14 protein-coding genes and 1 riboswitch are annotated in these 16218 nt (G+C 70.6%); of the genes, 5 read left to right on the top strand and 9 right to left on the bottom strand.

What is annotated here, in order from left to right; genetic code table 11:
• Positions 1–96: 96 nt before the first annotated feature.
• Both ABC337_RS00315 and ABC337_RS00310 read left to right on the top strand, forming a co-directional pair.
• Positions 97–1296, top strand: coding sequence for an alkaline phosphatase family protein (locus ABC337_RS00315; RefSeq protein WP_412882820.1), 1200 nt, complete (start codon positions 97–99; stop codon positions 1294–1296).
• Positions 1297–1577: 281 nt separating this feature from the next.
• Positions 1578–2228, top strand: a complete 651-nt coding sequence (locus tag ABC337_RS00310) for a DUF2510 domain-containing protein (protein WP_412882821.1) — start codon at positions 1578–1580, stop codon at positions 2226–2228.
• Between the two features lie 32 nt (positions 2229–2260).
• On the opposite strand, the gene ABC337_RS00305 is transcribed toward ABC337_RS00310, so the two are convergent.
• On the bottom strand, positions 2261–2677 hold the full coding sequence (locus ABC337_RS00305) for a VOC family protein (RefSeq protein WP_412882822.1): 417 nt from the start codon (positions 2675–2677) through the stop codon (positions 2261–2263).
• A gap of 216 nt (positions 2678–2893) precedes the next feature.
• Here ABC337_RS00305 and ABC337_RS00300 point away from each other — a divergent pair, with 216 nt between their 5' ends.
• From ABC337_RS00300 to ABC337_RS00290, 3 genes are all read left to right on the top strand, one after another.
• Positions 2894–3628, top strand: a complete 735-nt coding sequence (locus ABC337_RS00300) for a lytic transglycosylase domain-containing protein (RefSeq protein ID WP_412882823.1) — start codon at positions 2894–2896, stop codon at positions 3626–3628.
• A gap of 135 nt (positions 3629–3763) precedes the next feature.
• Positions 3764–4423, top strand: a complete 660-nt coding sequence (locus ABC337_RS00295) for a dihydrofolate reductase family protein (protein ID WP_412882824.1) — start codon at positions 3764–3766, stop codon at positions 4421–4423.
• A gap of 145 nt (positions 4424–4568) precedes the next feature.
• Positions 4569–5969 carry an MFS transporter gene (locus ABC337_RS00290; RefSeq protein ID WP_364137956.1) on the top strand — a complete coding sequence of 467 codons (1401 nt, stop codon included), beginning with the start codon at positions 4569–4571 and terminating at the stop codon, positions 5967–5969.
• A 43-nt stretch (positions 5970–6012) separates the two neighbouring features.
• Here ABC337_RS00290 and ABC337_RS00285 read toward each other — a convergent pair whose 3' ends face one another.
• The 8 genes from ABC337_RS00285 to ABC337_RS00250 all read right to left on the bottom strand — a co-directional run bounded on the left by ABC337_RS00285 (position 6013) and on the right by ABC337_RS00250 (position 15982).
• Complete coding sequence (locus tag ABC337_RS00285) at positions 6013–6882, bottom strand: class II glutamine amidotransferase (protein ID WP_412882825.1); 870 nt, start codon at positions 6880–6882, stop codon at positions 6013–6015.
• Between the two features lie 52 nt (positions 6883–6934).
• Complete coding sequence (locus tag ABC337_RS00280) at positions 6935–8008, bottom strand: glycoside hydrolase family 16 protein (RefSeq protein WP_412882826.1); 1074 nt, start codon at positions 8006–8008, stop codon at positions 6935–6937.
• Positions 8009–8014: 6 nt separating this feature from the next.
• Positions 8015–8165: riboswitch (cyclic di-AMP (ydaO/yuaA leader) on the bottom strand.
• Positions 8166–8322: 157 nt separating this feature from the next.
• Complete coding sequence (locus tag ABC337_RS00275; protein WP_412882827.1) at positions 8323–10032, bottom strand: ABC1 kinase family protein; 1710 nt, start codon at positions 10030–10032, stop codon at positions 8323–8325.
• Between the two features lie 5 nt (positions 10033–10037).
• Positions 10038–10577 carry a PadR family transcriptional regulator gene (locus ABC337_RS00270; protein WP_290258006.1) on the bottom strand — a complete coding sequence of 180 codons (540 nt, stop codon included), beginning with the start codon at positions 10575–10577 and terminating at the stop codon, positions 10038–10040.
• Between the two features lie 104 nt (positions 10578–10681).
• On the bottom strand, positions 10682–11590 hold the full coding sequence (locus tag ABC337_RS00265) for a polysaccharide deacetylase family protein (RefSeq protein WP_412882828.1): 909 nt from the start codon (positions 11588–11590) through the stop codon (positions 10682–10684).
• Between the two features lie 135 nt (positions 11591–11725).
• The gene (locus tag ABC337_RS00260; protein WP_412882829.1) at positions 11726–13234 is read right to left on the bottom strand and encodes an LCP family protein; all 1509 of its coding nucleotides are present in this window, start codon (positions 13232–13234) and stop codon (positions 11726–11728) included.
• A gap of 136 nt (positions 13235–13370) precedes the next feature.
• A complete protein-coding gene (locus tag ABC337_RS00255) occupies positions 13371–13799 on the bottom strand; it encodes a GlcG/HbpS family heme-binding protein (RefSeq protein ID WP_364137571.1) in 429 nt (142 codons plus the stop codon).
• The gene (locus tag ABC337_RS00250) at positions 13796–15982 is read right to left on the bottom strand and encodes a malate synthase G (protein WP_412882830.1); all 2187 of its coding nucleotides are present in this window, start codon (positions 15980–15982) and stop codon (positions 13796–13798) included. The genes ABC337_RS00255 and ABC337_RS00250 overlap by 4 nt, the downstream gene beginning before the upstream one ends.
• Positions 15983–16218: the final 236 nt, after the last annotated feature.

Here is a 16218-nt window from a genome sequence, read left to right as displayed (position 1 = left end):
ACCCGGCCCGGCCTGCCGCGGTTATCGCGCGGCCCCTCAGCGACACTCCACAACTCCTGCGCCGGCTCACCCCGGCGCGCCCCGAAAGGACCACCCATGCCCACCATCACGAAGAACAGGCGGGCGAAGGCAGCGGCTCTCGCCGCCGCCGTCGCCCTCACCGGCCTTGCCTCAACCGGCGCCGCCGCTCCCGCTGACGCACGGACGCCTGCGAACGCCGCCGCACCGTCCGAGGGCCAGGGCGCCAACGGCCCCGACCACGTTTTCGTCATCATGATGGAAAACCACGGCTACGACCAGGTGATCGGCAACACGGCGGACGCCCCGTACATCAACTCCCTCGCCCAGCGGTACAACACGGCCACGAACTACCACGGCGTCACCCACCCCAGCCTGCCCAACTACCTGGCCAGCATCTCCGGAAGCTCACAGGGAATCTGGGACGACTGCAAGGCCGGAGCCGACGTCACCTGCGCACCCGAGGAATTCGTGCCGGGCTCCAGCGACCCCGGTGCCACCGGAAGCCTTACCGCCGCCCAGGCCGCGAGCGCCGCGTCGACCCCGCACATGTTCGCGGGAAAGACCATCGTCGACCAGCTGGAGGACAAGGGCCTGAGCTGGAAGGCCTACATGGAGAGCCTGCCGGCCACCGGTTCCCAGGTGGAATACGCCCCAACGGTTGGGTCCAGCCCGGTCAAGCTGTACGCGCAGAAGCACAACCCCTTCATGTACTTCTCCAACATCAACTACCCCGGCAGCCCCCGGCTGCAGCACATCGTGCCGCAGGAAAACAACCTCACCGCTGACCTGTCCAGCGGCAAGGTGCCGAACTTCGTCTGGATCAGCCCCAACCAGTGCCACGACATGCACGGCATGGCACCCTCGGGCGCGGACCTGATCGGGATGCCCGATTGCGGATACCCCGCATCCGGCCTGGACCACAGCGTGATCCAGCGCGGCGACAACTACGTCAAGAGCACCGTCCGGCAGATCATGGACTCGACGACGTGGAAGACCAGCAAGTCCAGCATCGTCCTGGCCTGGGACGAGAACGACTACTCCGGTTCCACCGGCGGTCCCGGCAGCCCCGTGGGCCAGAACGGTGACGTGCTGGGCGGAGGCCACGCCCCGATGATCGTGATCAATTCGGCCGCCGGACCGCAGAAGAGCACCAACCGCGTGTCGGATCACTACACCCTGCTGTCCACGATCGAGCACATGTGGCACCTGGGGTGCCTCGCAAACACCTGTTCACCGGAAACCTCGGGCACCTTCGAGGAACTCTTCCGGCCCTGACGCCAGGGCTCTGACTCCAGGGGGCGCCGGCGGCTCGGCGTCCGAATGACGGCTCCTCCAACGGCCCGTCCGCGCTTCGGCGTGGGCGGGCCGCTCTCGTCGCTTCGTCATTGCCGGGCGGCCTCCGCCGGGCCGCACGACAGGAGGAGGCAGTACCCAGCGTGTCCCCAGGAATCACGGAGTGTGTTCCCACCCGGCAGGCCGACAATGGGGTCGACACCACCAGATGGTGGCGCACGGTATGGTTCGGGGGAGATACAACAGCTCGAGAAGGACCGGCCATGACTGTCCCGCCAAGCACCCCAAATCCCGGGTACGGCGCACCTGGTAACCTGCCCGCGCCGGGTTGGTACACGGACCCCGCGGGATCCGGTTCCCTGCGCTGGTGGGACGGGACGGCCTGGACCGGCCACCTCAGCGCGGGGCACCAGAGCGCCCCTGCCAACCCGTACCGCACCGGGCGCCCTCATATCAGCCCCTCCACCCCGGTCTACAACCCGTTCATCTGGCTCATCGCCACCCTGCCGATCATCCCGCTGATCAGCCTGGCATTTTGGAATCCCGTGCTCCGGACCAGGACGACGGGGCTGCGACGGGTGCAGACCATGGACCCGGCATCGATCCTCACCCTGCCCTACCTGCTGGCTCTGGGCACCGGCCTGGTCATCTACGCCGTCTCCGCCGTGCTTGCCTACCTGGACTGGCAGAGGCTGCGCCGCGACGGCGTGGTCCGCCCGTTCCACTGGGCCTGGGTCTTCCTCAGCCGGGAGCTCTACGTGATCGGCCGGTCGGTGGTGGTGCACGAGGCCGCTCCCCGCCGCGGGCTGGCACCCGTCTGGGTGACCCTCGGCATGATCGTCCTGACGGCCGCACTGATCGGTATCAAGGTCTCCACGCTGGTTACCGCCGTCGCCGGGCACACCATCATCTGAGTCCCCGGCGACGCCGCTCCCGGCATCGGCGGTTAGTCCTTCTTCCCGGCGATGTTGACCAGCCAGGCGACGCCGTACTTGTCGTTGCACATGCCGAACGCGTCGCCCCAGGGCGACATGGACAGCGGCATCGTGACGGTGCCGTCCTGGGAGAGCTTGTCCCAGTAGCCGCGCAGTTCGGCGTCGTCGTCGCCGCTGAGCGAGACGCTGAAGGTATTGCCCGGCGTGTAGTCCATCCGCGCCGGGGTGTCGGAGCCCATCAGGACGAACCCGCTGGGGGACTCGAGCTGGGCGTGCATCACCAGGGTGTCCTCGGACGGATCCTGGCTGGCCTGGAAGTCGGCGAAGGTGCTCACGGTCAACTGGCCGCCGAAGACATCGCGGTAGAACTCCATGGCCTCGCGGGCGTTGTCGCGGAAGCTCAGGTAGGGGTTGAGATGTGTGGCCATGGCGGTTCTCCTTGCGGGCTGGGGTGGGACTCCGGGATGCGGACGCCTGACCGGGTTTCGGCGGCGTCCGCGCCCATGCTAGCAACGCGCTGCCGTCCCGGACAGGGGTCCCGGGACACTTCGGAGGACGCGGCGCCGGGACAGGGCGTACGGGCGTCGCCCACGGCCCGGGCGCGGGAGTCTTCCCACGTCGGTGCCGGATGGTTTGATTAGTCGGTGCTCCGACTCAAACGCCTCCTCGTCTTCGGCCTGCTGGCCGTGGCCGTCATCGCCGGTTTCTCGTTCTGGGCGGTGGGCCGGTCCGGGGAGGGCATCCGGACCGCGGTCGCCGCACCGCCGAGCGCGGTAGCGAAACTCGAGGGCGCCGACATCACCACGGCGGTCAACGTCACCCCCAGCCCGGATGCGCAGTGGCTGACGGGCGCCGCCGCCCGGACCGGCGTGCCGGCCCGGGCACTGCGGGCCTACGTCGCTGCCGCGGTCACCGCGAACGCCACCACCCCCGGCTGCGGCATCGGCTGGAACACCATCGCGGCGATCGGCTTCGTCGAAACGGCGCACGGCAGCTACGGCGGCGGCAGCCTCAACGCGGCCGGCCAGGTCAGCGGCCCGATCGTGGGGCCCAGCCTCAACGGCGACGGGTTCGCCGCGATCCCGGACACCGACGGCGGGGCGCTCGACGGCGACCCGCACTGGGACCACGCCGTCGGACCCATGCAGTTCATCCCCTCCACCTGGCGGCTGGCGGGACGGGACGGCAACGGCGACGGCGTCGCCGACCCCTTCAACATCGACGACGCCGCCCTCAGCGCCGCCGACTACCTCTGCGGGCGCGGCAGGGACCTCACCACCCCGCGCGGCTGGACCGACGCCATCTACGCCTATAACCAGTCCGACGCCTACATGCGCAACGTCCAGGCCCGGGCCACGGCCTACGCCGCCCAGGGCTGAGAGCCCGGCAACGGCAGCGCACCGGACCGCACCGCGGCCGCCGCCGGCCGAGACCGCAGTACCGAAGCCCTTGAGCGGGCCGCCCGCCGCTCCTAGAGTGGGCACGGAAACCCGGCCACCCGCCAAGGAGCTCACATGTCCCTCGTCCGCGTTCACAACTTCTCTATCTCCCTGGACGGCTACGGCACCGGCGAGGGCCAAAGTCTCGACGCGCCCTTCGGCCACGCCGGCACCCGTCTGATGCAGTGGGCGTTCGGCACCCGCACCTTCCGCGCCATGGGCCTGCCCGGCGACGGCGAACCATCCTTCGGCGTGGACGAGGCGTTCGCCGGCACCTGGGCGCCCGGCATCGGCGCCGAAATCATGGGCCGCAACAAGTTCGGACCGCAGCGCGGACCCTGGCAGGACGAGGACTGGAAGGGTTGGTGGGGAGACAACCCGGTCTTCCACACGCCCGTCGTCGTCCTCACCCACCACCCCCGGCCCGTGCTGGAGATGGAGGGCGGGACCACGTTCCACTTCCTCGACGCCGGCCCCGCCGAGGCGCTTGAACGGGCCCGGGAGCTCGCCGGCGGCAAGGACGTCAGGATCGGCGGCGGGGTCGCCACGGTGCGTCAGTTCCTCGCCGCCGACCTGATCGACCACCTGCACCTGGTCCTGGTGCCGATCCTCCTCGGCCGCGGGGAGCGGCTCTGGGACGGGCTGGAAGATCTTGAGCAGCGCTTCGAGATCGAGGCGACGCCCTCGCCGTCGGGCGTCACCCACCTGGTCTTTACCCGGCGTCCGCGGGACTAATTCCCGTCCCGCCGGAGTTATGACCTCGGAACCGCGCGGTTCCGGGCGCCGTACGGCGTGGACGACGACGGGAACGAAACCAGTGACGACAACAAGCGACGGAGTCGGCTTCCGCTCCACCCGGGGACCGATCCTTATTGCCCTGATGCTCTCGACCGGCCTGGTGGCGATCGATTCGACGATCGTGGCCACCGCCGTGCCCTCGATCGTGCGCGACGTGGGCGGCTTCTCGTCCTTCCCGTGGCTGTTCTCCGCCTACCTGCTGGCCCAGGCCGTCTCCGTGCCGGTTTACGCGAAACTCTCCGACGTGGTGGGCCGCAAACCCATCATCCTGATCGGCATCGGCCTGTTCCTGCTCGGATCCATCCTCTGCGGCATCGCGTGGAGCATGCCCGCACTGATCGCCTTCCGGGTGCTGCAGGGCCTCGGCGCGGGCGCCGTCCAGCCGATGGCCATCACCATCGCCGGCGACATCTACACCCTGACCGAACGGGCCAAGGTGCAGGGCTACCTCGCCAGCGTCTGGGCCATCTCCTCCGTGGTCGGCCCCACCCTGGGCGGCGTGTTCTCCACCCTCGGCATTTGGCGGGGCATCTTCCTGGTCAACATCCCGCTCTGCCTGCTGGCCGGCTGGATGCTGCTGCGCTCCTTCCGGGAGGACGTCAAACGCCAGGGCCACACCGTGGACTACCTCGGCTCCGCGCTGCTCACGGCGGCGCTGACCCTGCTGATCCTCGGCGCTCTCGAAGGCGGCCAGGCCTGGGCGTGGAACTCCGCCCCCAGCATCGGCGTCTTCGCGGGCGGCGCGGTCCTGCTGGCCGTCTTCGTGCTGGTGGAACGCCGCGCGGCCGAGCCCGTCCTGCCGCCGTGGGTGGTTTCCCGCCGGCTGCTGGCGACGACGGCGCTGGTCTCCTTCGGCGTCGGCGCCGTCATGCTGGGCCTGACCTCCTACGTGCCGACCTTCCTCGAGGGATCCATCGCCACGTCACCGATCCTGGCCGGACTCGCCCTGGCGGCCCTGACCATCGGCTGGCCGATCAGCGCCTCCCAGTCCGGCCGCTTCTACCTGCGCCTGGGCTTCCGGACCACCGCGCTGATCGGCATCAGCATCACCGTGGTGGGGACCGCGGTGCTGGCGCTGACCGCCTCCTCGCCGAGTGTGCTCCTGGTCGCGGCCAGCTGCTTCATCGTGGGGCTGGGCCTGGGCCTCGTCGCCACGCCCACGCTGATCGCCGCCCAGTCCAGCGTGGAATGGAACGAACGCGGCGTGGTGACCGGCACGAACCTGTTCGCCCGCTCGATCGGCAGCTCGATCGGCGTGGCGGTCTTCGGCGCCGTCGCGAACGCCATCTACGCCGGGACCCCGGGCGGGGACACGAATCCCGGGACCGTCGTCACCGCCTCCGGCGCGGTGTTCCTGGCCGTACTGGTGGGCGCGGTGCTGACGGTGATCGCCGTCGTCGCGATGCCCGCCACGGGCCGGAAACCCGCCGAGCAGGCCCACGCCGGTGACGCCGCGGATTCCGCGGTGGCGGAGCGCAGCTAGGCGCCAGGCTGGTTGAGACGGGGCTGGTGAGAGACGGGGCGGGCTAGGGACGCTGCGCGGCGGCAGCCTCGGGGCTGAGATCCGAGAGGTCGAGCCGGTGCCGGGGCCCGTCCGGGAACGGAAACGTGGACCTGACCGCCAGGTCCGGTCCCACGCGCAGCAGCTCACCGGGGGCCAGCGCCCGCCAGCCGGGATCGTGGTCCATCGGTTCGGTGGCGATCAGCACCTGCGGCCCGGCGGCAAGGTCCTCGCTGCGTGCGTGGATGCGGTGGCTGCGGGCCTCCAGCGGCGCGGCGGGGCCGTGGATGCGCCCGGGATCACGCTCCAGCATGTGCAGTTCGTGGGTCTCCGGGTACCGCAGCGCCCACAGCTCCGTGGCCGTGGTGATGATCAGGTTCAGGCTGAGCACCGGCAGCTCCGCCGCGGCCCAGGCCACCGCCCGGGTGATCCCGGCGCCGACGTCGCCGTCCGCCCGCCGGGTCTCGGCGGTGATCAGGGCGAAGAGGCGTTCGCTGTCCGTCTGCCCCCGGACCAGGTCCGCGACCCCCAGCGCGGCGAGCCGGGCGTCCAGCCGGTCCAGGCCGCCGAAGGCGCCGTTGTGCGCGAACAGCCGCCCGTCCTGCTCGAACGGGTGGGTGTTGGCCACGGTGTGGGCCCCCGTGCTGGCGTAGCGGACGTGCGCGAGGAACGTGGTGCTCCGCAGGGTCCTGGCCTCCCGGGCGAAGGCGTGGTCCTCCCACGCCGCGAGCGGCTGCTTGGCCACGTGCGGCTCTCCGAGCTCATCGAAGGTGCCGATGCCCGCCCCGTCCGGCTCGCGCCGGCTCTGGACGGACAGGCTGTCCGGCGCGTCCAGCAGCCAAAAGGTGGCGCGGACCGTTCGGGCGCCGGCGTGGAGCCCGAACAGTCGGCACATGCTGGCTCCTCCGTGGTTGACGCGGCGTTATGGGAGCCAGTGTACGTCCCGGTTACTGCCAGGCGCGGACGTAATCCACCAGGACCTGAGACGCCGGGCCGTAGGCCGGGTTCGTGGAGGAGGCTCCGACGTTCAGGACCAGGTACTGCGGGGCGTTGCCGTCGTTGGTCGGGTAGGACTTGACCTTGACGCCGTCGAAGTAGACGTCCGAGGAGCCGGCCATCCGGTGCAGGCCGAAGGTGTGGTACTCATTGGCCCAGTTGCCGCCGACGCCGCCCTGGTTCTGGGCGCCGCTGGTGGAGTGGTAGTTGACCGTCATCTTGGCCTTGAGGACCTCGGCGATGTCGTTCTCGCCGGTGGCGGGCCAGGACTGGCCGGTGGACCAGAAGGCGGGCCAGTTGTAGAGGCCGTTGGCGTTGCCGGGGAACTTGATCCGGGCCTCGACGTAGCCGGTGGTGAACTGGTAGCCGGTGCCGGCGCCGCCGCGGGGGTTGGAGGAGACCAGCGCACCGGAGGAGGCCGAGGCCAGGTTGAGGACCAGGTTCCCGTTGCTGACGGAGACGTTGGCGGGGCTGGTGCTGACCTTGTTCATGGTTCCGCAGCCGGGGGCGAACCAGCAGGCGGCCCACTTGTTGGTATCCAGGCCGGTGCCGTTGAAGTCGTCGTTGAACGCCAGGGTCCAGTTGCCGGGGACGCCCAGGGGTGCCGGGCCGCCCGTGGAGGCTATGGCCAGGGCCGGTGCCGGGGCGGCCTGTACGGCGGCGGGCGCGGGGGCGGCTGCCGGGGGAGCGGCCTGCACCGGTGCGGGGGCCGCCGTCGTTGCCGGGGGGGAAGGGGCGGAAGGGGCCGCGGCCGCGGTGGTGGCGGGTGCGGCGGGGGTTGCTGCCGGAGAGACCGGGGCGGAGGCGGGGGCGGCCTGGGAGACCTCCGACGCCTGCGCCTGGGACAGGCTGTTCAGGGTGGCCTGGCCGAGTGAGCCGAGGCCCACGACGGCGACGGCCGCCGCCGCGGCGAGGGTCAGGGCGCGGGGGGACTTCAGCCGAAGGGCGGTGCGCCGGAGCGGGGAGGGGGCGGTCTGGTCACGACGGCGCGCGGGGGCGCAAGTCTGATCCTGGGGTGCAGACATGGAAGGTATACCTCTCGACGCCTGCGGAGTTAGCTGTCGGGTTCGGATGAGGTCATCCGGCCGTGGGAAATCACGGCTTCACCCCGAGGGCAGGCCAACGCCATACCCGGGACACTTGGGTCCCCCGCCTCTGCCTTATATCTAGCGGATCCCGGGCGCGGCAGAGCTCAGCGACGCACGGAATTGGGACCAACGTTGACGGTCCACCCGTCGACCGTACGGCATTGAGCCGGTTAATCACAATTAAGTAACGGCAGTCACCGGCCTCCGCGTGGCGGCTTGAGGTGCGGCCGGAACCGAGTCAACGGCGCGGCTCAGGGGCCGCGGCGTCCCGGCCAGGCCGAATGCAGCAGCGGCAGCACGGAGACGGCCAGGAGTACCGTCGCGAGGGCCGGATCGTCGTGCCGGAGAATGGCGCCGGCGATCAGCAGGGCGGCGAAGAGAATGGCGGACACCGCGCGGCGCACGGTGCGGTCCAGCCGGGCCACCTGGCGCTCCAGCCGGGGGTTGCCCACGGTCAGGGAACCCTCCTCGGCGCGGGCCGCCAGGCGGTCGAGGCGCTGCGGCAGGCGGAAGGCCACCGCCGCGGCGTCGAAGACCTGGCGGCCGGCGTCCTGCAGGAGGTTTCCGCGCTCCTCGCGCAGCAGCCGTGCCGCGTACGGCTCCACCGAGTCCCAGAGGTTGAAGCGCGGGTCGAGGGAACTGCACACCCCGGAGGTGAGCGACATCGCCCGGATAATCAGCAGGAAATTCTCCGGGACCTGAAACGGCAGCGAGCGGACCAGTTCGCCGAACTCGTTGGCGAAGGCCAGGAACTCCCGCGGGTCCACCTCGCGCAGTTCGGCGAAGCCCATGCCGCCGAAGCGGGTGAACAGCCGGGACATGGCCCGCTCCAGTTCGGCGGTATCCGCCGTGGGCAGCAGCACCCCGATCTCGCCGATCGCCGAGACCAGGCCTCCGCCGTCGCGCGCGGCCGCCGCGATGAGCAGCTTCCGCAGCCCGCTCCGGGTGCCCGGGGGCACCTCGCCCATCATGCCGAAATCGATGAACGTCAGCCGCCAGGGCAACCCTCCGGCGCCGGGGGTCGGGGTGACGAAGATGTTCCCCGGGTGCGGGTCGGCATGGAAGAACCCGGTGGTGAAGAGCTGGTCGAACATCACCGATGCGAAGACCGGAGCCACCTCCACGGGGTCGATCCCCGCGGCCCGGAGGCCGTCCGTGTCCGTGATCTTGATGGCGGTGACGTCTTCCAGGGTCAGGACCCGGCGGGTGGTCCGTTCCCAGGCGACGCGGGGGACGGCCACCCGCTCGTCGCCGGCGAAGTCGGCGTCGAACCGCTCGGAGTTGGCCGCCTCCTGCAGGTAGTCGACCTCCTCGAGGCTGGTCTGGGCGAACTCCTCCACCAGGGACGGCATGTCCGCGCGGTCCGAGACCAGCCGGAAGTGGCTCAGCCAGCCGCCCACCCGGCGCAGGGCGGCCAGGTCGACGTCGACGATCGCCTCGATCCCGGGGCGCTGAACCTTCACCACGACGCCGCTCATGCCGGCATCCTCCGCCGCCGCGGGCAGCAGCGTCGCGCGGTGCGCCTGCCCGAGGGACGCCGCGGCGATGGGCGTCTCCTCGATGACGGCGAAGATGTTCTCCAGCGGTGTGCCCAGTTCTGCCTCGGCCAGGTCCCGGATGGCCGGGAACGGGACCGGGGGAACCTCGTCCTGGAGGTCCTCGAGTTCCTTGGTGATCTCCGGCGGGAGGACGTCCAGGCGCGAGGAGAGGAACTGGCCCACTTTGATCATCAGGCCGCCCAGCTCCACGGCTAGGGCGCGGAAGCGCCGGGCGAAGCGGATCATCCGTCGGGTCCGGCTGCGCTCGGTGATCCGTCGCAGGCCCAGGCGGGGGAGCAGCAGCTCGTGCCACCAGGTCACGGCGAGGTGCCAGGCCGCGAAGCGCAGGATCCTCCGGTAGCGGGCGCGGGTGCTCCCGGTCCCGGCCGCCGGGTCCGCCCGGGCCCGGCCAGCCTCCGCCACCCGCGTCAGTCCTGGGCCAGGATCGAGTACAGCCGGCGGCGCGCCTCGTCCAGCACGGCCACGGCCTGCTTGACCTGCTCCGGCGTGCCGGTGCGGCCCACCTGGGATGCGGCCTGGGCCAGCTCGATGCCGGCCTTCGGCAGTGCCCCGAAACCGGGGGCCTGGTCCGCGTCGGCGGACTCCCAGGGAGCCGAGGTGCCGCCGGAGACCTCGTCGCGGCCGGCGTCCGTCAGGGAATAGATCTTCCGCCCGTTGGACTCCTCGGCGCGGATCAGGCCCTCGTCGGCCAGCAGCTGCAGGGTCGGGTAGACGGAGCCGGCGCTCGGCTTCCAGCTGCCGCTGCTGCGCTCCTCGATCTCGCGGATGATCTGGTAGCCGTGCATGGGCCGCTCCGCCAGGAGCGCCAGTACGGCCGAGCGGACCTCGCCGCGGCCGGCGCGGCTGCCGGTGCGCTTTTCGAAGCGTGAACGCAGGTCCTCGACGGCCTGCCACATGCCATCAAAGCTGGGGGCGCCGAAGCCGCCCATCGGGTATGAGTTACGCATGGTGCTCTCCTCCAAGGGTTCGCTAACGATACTTAACGATACGTCCCGATATGCGGAAACAACAGGGTTGCGCTGTGGGCGATAGGGCGACGGGGGTGGGAGCCTCAGGCGGCTGCGGGCCGGGGGAGGTGGACGAAGACCTCGCCGCGCTGCTTCATCGCATCGAGGGCGCGGGCCAGGCCGGCCGCGGTCCCGCCGGCGGGGTGGTTGCCGTGGGATATGACGATGTCCCCGGCGTGTGCGCCGGAGATTTCCTTGGCCACGGCCGGGGCGGGGAGCGTGGCACCGGCGTCGCCGTTGACGGAGAAGCCGACGGGCGTGACTCCGAGGGCATGCACGATCTGGGCGGAGACATCGTCGAGGTAGGCGGTCCCCGGCCGGAAGAAGAGCGGGCGCTTTCCGGTGAGCTCCGCGATGCGGGCGTCGTTGGTCATGATCTCGTCGTAGACCTCGCCCGGGTTGCGGGTGCCCGGAATGTTGTAGGCGCTCTTGCCGGACACGGACAGCGGCCGGTGTGAGGTGCCATGGTTGGCGAGCTCGAAGAGGGGATCCGCGGCGAGTTCAGCGGCCAGGGCGGCATTGGCGGCGATCCAGCGGTGGTTGAGGAACAGCGTTGCCGGAACCCCGTGGCGGCGGAGTTCGGTGAGGACGCCGGTGTCGGCGGCGTTGCCGCCGGTACCGCCGCAGAAGTCAAAGGTCAGGGCGACGCCGGCGGGCGCGGGCAGGCGCGAGAGCACGCCCGGGGCGGCAAGCCCCCAGTAGCCGGCGGTGCGATGGGAGAAGGCCCCAATGACCTGGTCGCGGGACGGGGCACCCTGGGGCTGGGCCGTGGCCGGGACCGGGGCAGGCTGCGCGTCGGCGCCGGCCGTCTCCACCAGAGGCCCGTCGGCCGGGGTTGCGTCGGGCTCGCGGAGATCCTTCGGGCGGCTGTCCTGCGGCAGCGCCGCCAGGCCCCCGAGGGAAAGGGCGGCGGCCGCCACCAGGAATGACCTCCGGTCAGGGGTCCACGCCACGTGCATGTCCGTTCTCTTCGCGGCCCGTCTACTGGGTAGTCTGCGGAATCCTGTCGTCTCAAACCTCGCCCATCGTAGTGGACGCCGGGGCGTGCTGACGCCCCGGTGACGCGGGGTCCCGCCTCGTGTCGCCCGCTAGCCGCCGGCGGTAGCCTGGCAGGTCGTGTCGCTGCCGGTCTGGGACACCGCCCCGCCGGCCTGCGACGGCGGCGCCGCGGGCTTGGAACCCGTGGCGAAGTCCTCGCCGGCGTAGAGCTGGACGCCCTGCACCCCGGGGACCTGCTGCACGCTGGAGGCCGGGAGGCCGAACACCGCCGCCACGTCGGCGGCGACGTCCTCGAACCCGGCGCCGAAGTAGACCATGGTCTGCTGGCGCGGCTGGGCCGGGATGCGGGAGAGCTTCGTGAACCCGGTGTCGGAGAGGATTGTGCCGATCTCGGCGCCGCGGCTGGCGACGTTGGTGCCGTTGGCCACGGTGATCGGCTGCAGTGCCTTGTTGTAGGCGGGGGCGGCCGGGGCGCTGGAGGTCTCCGGGGCCGCGGAGGCCGGCGCGGGCTGGGACAGGTCCGGGCTGCGGCGCAGGGCGGCGAAGAGGTTGTCCGCCGCCGGCTCGTCCAGGGTCAGCCGGTTGGGATCCGACGGCGCCGGTACGGTGGGGGTGGTGATGAAGTTGACCTTGGCCGGGTCGATGTTCTTCAGCCGGTTGGCGAGGGTCAGCATGGTCGGGACCGAGGCGAGGCCGTCGTCGACGGTGAGGTTCTTGGTCATGGTGTCGGCAATGCTGAGCACCTTCTGCGGGTCGCTGAGCGTGCCGTCGGCCTTCAGCTTCCGGGTCAGGGAAGCCAGGAACGACTGCTGGGCCTTAATCCGGCCGAGGTCCCCGCCGTTGGCGAAGGCGTGCCGGGTGCGCAGGAAGGCCAGGGCCTGTTCGCCCTGGACCTGGGAGGTGCCCTTGGGCAGCTTCAGGCCGGAGTCGGGATCGTTGACGGCGGTGTCCACGCAGACGTCGACGCCGCCGACGGTGTTGGAGAGTTCTTTCACGGCGTTGAAGTCGGCCATCATGAAGTGGTCGATTTCCATGCCGGTGAGCTTGTTGACGGTGTCCACCGCGCAGCCGATGCCGGCCTCGGCCATGGCGGAGTTGATCATGACTCCGGAGCGGGCCGCGTGCTGTTCGTTGGTGGTGCTGTCCTTGCAGGCGGGGACGTCCACCAGGAGGTCGCGGGGGAAACTGACGACGTTGACGTGGCTGTTGTCCGCCGAGATGTCCAGCAGCATCATCACGTCCGACTGTCCGTAGCCGGAGGAGTCGGCCGTCGAGCCGTATTGGCCGTTCTTGCCGCTGCGGGTGTCGCTGCCCAGGACCAGGATCTGCAGCCGGTCCTTACTGTCGTTGACCGGGCCCTCGGTGCGGACCCCGCCGGCGCCGAGCGCAGAGGTGCTGATGTTGGACTGGAGCCGCCAGAGCCAGTAGCCGCCGAAGGCGATCACGCCCACCAGGAGCACGGCCGCGGTGATGCCGGTGATCTTGAGCCAGTGCGGCCGGCGGGCCCGACGGTAGTTGCTGCTGCCCTCCACCAGGGTGCCGTAGCCCGGGTAGGGCTCAGGGGTCCCCTTGCCCGGGGCGGACGATTCGTGACGCAATGGAGCAACCTCTCGACAGACTCTCGAACCCGGCCATGATACTGGCCGTCGCTGGAGATTTGCCCGGAAAACGCCAGCGGCACCGGCCGGGGCGAGATGTCCCTGCCGGTGCCGTTGTCAACGAGCGAGTGGTTTCTCAGTCCACCTGGGCGGTCAGGCCGGCCGCCCGGACGGCGGTTGCGGCTGCCGTCTCGTCGTTGTCCGAGGTGTCCCCGCTGATGCCCACGGCGCCCAGCAGTGCGCCGTCGCTGTCGCGGATCAGGACCCCGCCCGGGACCGGGATCAGCCGGCCGCCGATCGCCGCGGCGGCCGCGGCGATGAAGTACGCCTGCTGCTCGGCGCGCGCCATGATCGAGCGGGAGCCCATGCCCAGGGCCAGCGCCCCGTAGGCCTTGCCCTGGGCGATCTCGAAGCGGTTGTTCGACGCGCCGTCCTGGCGGGCGGCCGCGGTGACGTGGCCGCCGGCGTCCAGGACGACCACCGTAAGCGGCTTGAAGCCGTGTTCGGCGCCCGTGGCGAGGGCCTGGTCGATGATGGTGCGGGCGGTGTCCAGGGTCAGGGTCATGAGGCGTTCCTTGCGAGGTCGTTGGCGTGCTTGTGGGCGGCCCGGCGGCGGTGCAGCACGGGTTCGGTATAACCGGAGGGCTGGGCGGCCCCCTCGAGGACCAGTTCGCGGGCGGCGAGGAAGGCCTCGCCGTCGAACGCGGGGGACATCGGCCGGTAGCCGGGGTCGCCGTCGTTCTGCCCGTCGACGACGGCGGCCATCCGCCGCAGCGAGGCTTCCACCTCCTCCTGCGTCACGATGCCGTGGAGCAGCCAGTTGGCCACGTGCTGGGAACTGATCCGGCAGGTGGCGCGGTCCTCCATCAGGGCGGTGCCGTGGATGTCGGGGACCTTGGAGCAGCCCACGCCGTCGTTGACCCAGCGGACCACGTAGCCCAGGGTGCTTTGGATGTTGTTGTCCAGCTCGTTCCGGCGGTCCTCGGCGGACCAGCCGGCCGGGTCGCCCAGCGGGATGGTGAGCAGCTGGCGGAGGGTGGAACGGCGCTTGCCGGCGAGTTCGGCCTGCCGGGCGTCGACGTCCACCTGGTGGTAGTGGATGGCGTGCAGCGTCGCCGCGGTGGGGGACGGGACCCAGGCGCAGTCCGCGCCGGCCTGCGGGTGGCCGGCCTTCTGCGCCAGCATGTCCGCCATGTTGTCCGGGGCGGCCCACATGCCCTTGCCGATCTGGGCCCGTCCGGCGAAGCCGCAGGCCAGGCCCGTGTCCACGTTGGACTCCTCGTAGGCCTTGATCCAGCTGGAGTTGCGCATATCCGCCTTGCGGACCATGGGGCCGGCGAGCATGGAGGTGTGGATCTCGTCGCCGGTGCGGTCCAGGAAGCCGGTGTTGATGAAGGCCACGCGGTCCCGGGCCTCCTTGATGCAGGCCTTGAGGTTGGCCGAGGTGCGGCGTTCCTCGTCCATGATGCCGATCTTCAGGGTCAGCGGCTCGAGCTTCAGCACTTTCTCGGCGCCGGCCAGCAGCGCGCAGGCCACGGCGACCTCCTCGGGACCGTGCATCTTGGGCTTGACCACGTAGGCGGACCCGGCCCGGGAGTTCCGGCCGGCCGTAGCGCCGCGCAGGTCGTGCACCGAGCCCAGCCCGGTGAAGAGCGCGTCCAGGATCTCCTCGGGGACGGGCTGCCCGTCGGCGTCCAGGACGGCGTCGCTGGTCATTAGGTGGCCCACCTGGCGGATCAGCAGCAGGGAGCGGCCGGGCAGGACCAGCTCGGAACCGTCCGGGGCGGTGTAGCTGCGGTCCTCGTTCAGCCGGCGGGTGTAGCTGCGGCCGCCCTTGGACACCTCGGCGGTGAGCGTGCCCTGCATCAGCTTCAGCCAGTTGCGGTAGCCGTCCACCTTGTCGCCGCCGTCGACGGCGGCCACGGAGTCCTCGAGGTCCATGATGGTGGTCAACGCCGATTCGAGGACGATGTCCTTGACGCCGGCCGCGTCACCGGAGCCGATCGGGTGCCCGCGGTCCACCTGGATCTCGATGTGCAGCCCGTGGTGGACCAGCAGGATGGCTTCGGGCTGGTCTTCGCTGCCGCGGTAGCCGGCGAACTGGGCGGGATCGGCCAGGCCGGTGCTTCCGCCGGCGGTCTCGGCGGCGAGCGCGCCGTCGGTGATCCGGTAGGCCGTGACGTCGGCGTGGGAGCCGGAGGCCAAGGGCGTGTGCTCGTCCAGGAGCCGCCGGCCGAAGTCGACGACGGCGGCGCCGCGGACGGGGTTGTAGCCTTCCGTGTGCCCGCGGCCGTCGGCATCGTCGATGGCGTCGGTGCCGTAGAGCGCGTCGTAGAGCGAACCCCAGCGGGCGTTCGCGGCGTTGGCGGCGAACCGTGCGTTCAGCAGCGGGACCACCAGCTGCGGGCCGGAGACGCTGGCGATCTCGCTGTCCACGCCGTCGGTGCTGATGCTGAAGTCGGCCGGTTCCTCCACCAGGTAGCCGATCGAGCGCAGGAATTCCTCGTACGCCTCGGGATCGATCTCCGCGCCGGCCTGGGTGCGGTGGTACTCGTCGATCTGCTGCTGCAGCCGGTCGCGGACCTCGAGGAGTTCGCGGACGCGGGGGGAGAATTCGGCGATCAGGCCGGCCGCGCCGTCCCAGAACTCCCCGGCGTCGAGTCCGGTGCCGGGCAGCGCCTCGTCCCGTACGAAGGAGTACAGCTCCTCCGCGACGTGGAGTCCGTTGGTCTCCAGGTGATTCGACATTCCGGTCACGCTCCGTTCAGTTGCTGTGGTGCATTGCGGTGCCTCTGCGGTGTCCTTGCAGTTCCGTAATGCGGAAATAAAATATCAATAAGTAAAAACTATCCAGCCCCGCGGCGGGCTGTCAACGCCTGTCCGCGGACCGTCGGAGGTGGTCCGACCATTCTGCGGCAAGCTGTTGACTGTGATGTGGATCGCACATATGGTCTATCCACACAATAAGAGATTTATTTCGCCAT

It is taken from the genome of Arthrobacter phoenicis, assembly GCF_047238215.1.
In the GTDB taxonomy this organism is placed as follows: domain Bacteria; phylum Actinomycetota; class Actinomycetes; order Actinomycetales; family Micrococcaceae; genus Arthrobacter.
This window is presented reverse-complemented; position numbering and strand designations above follow the sequence as displayed.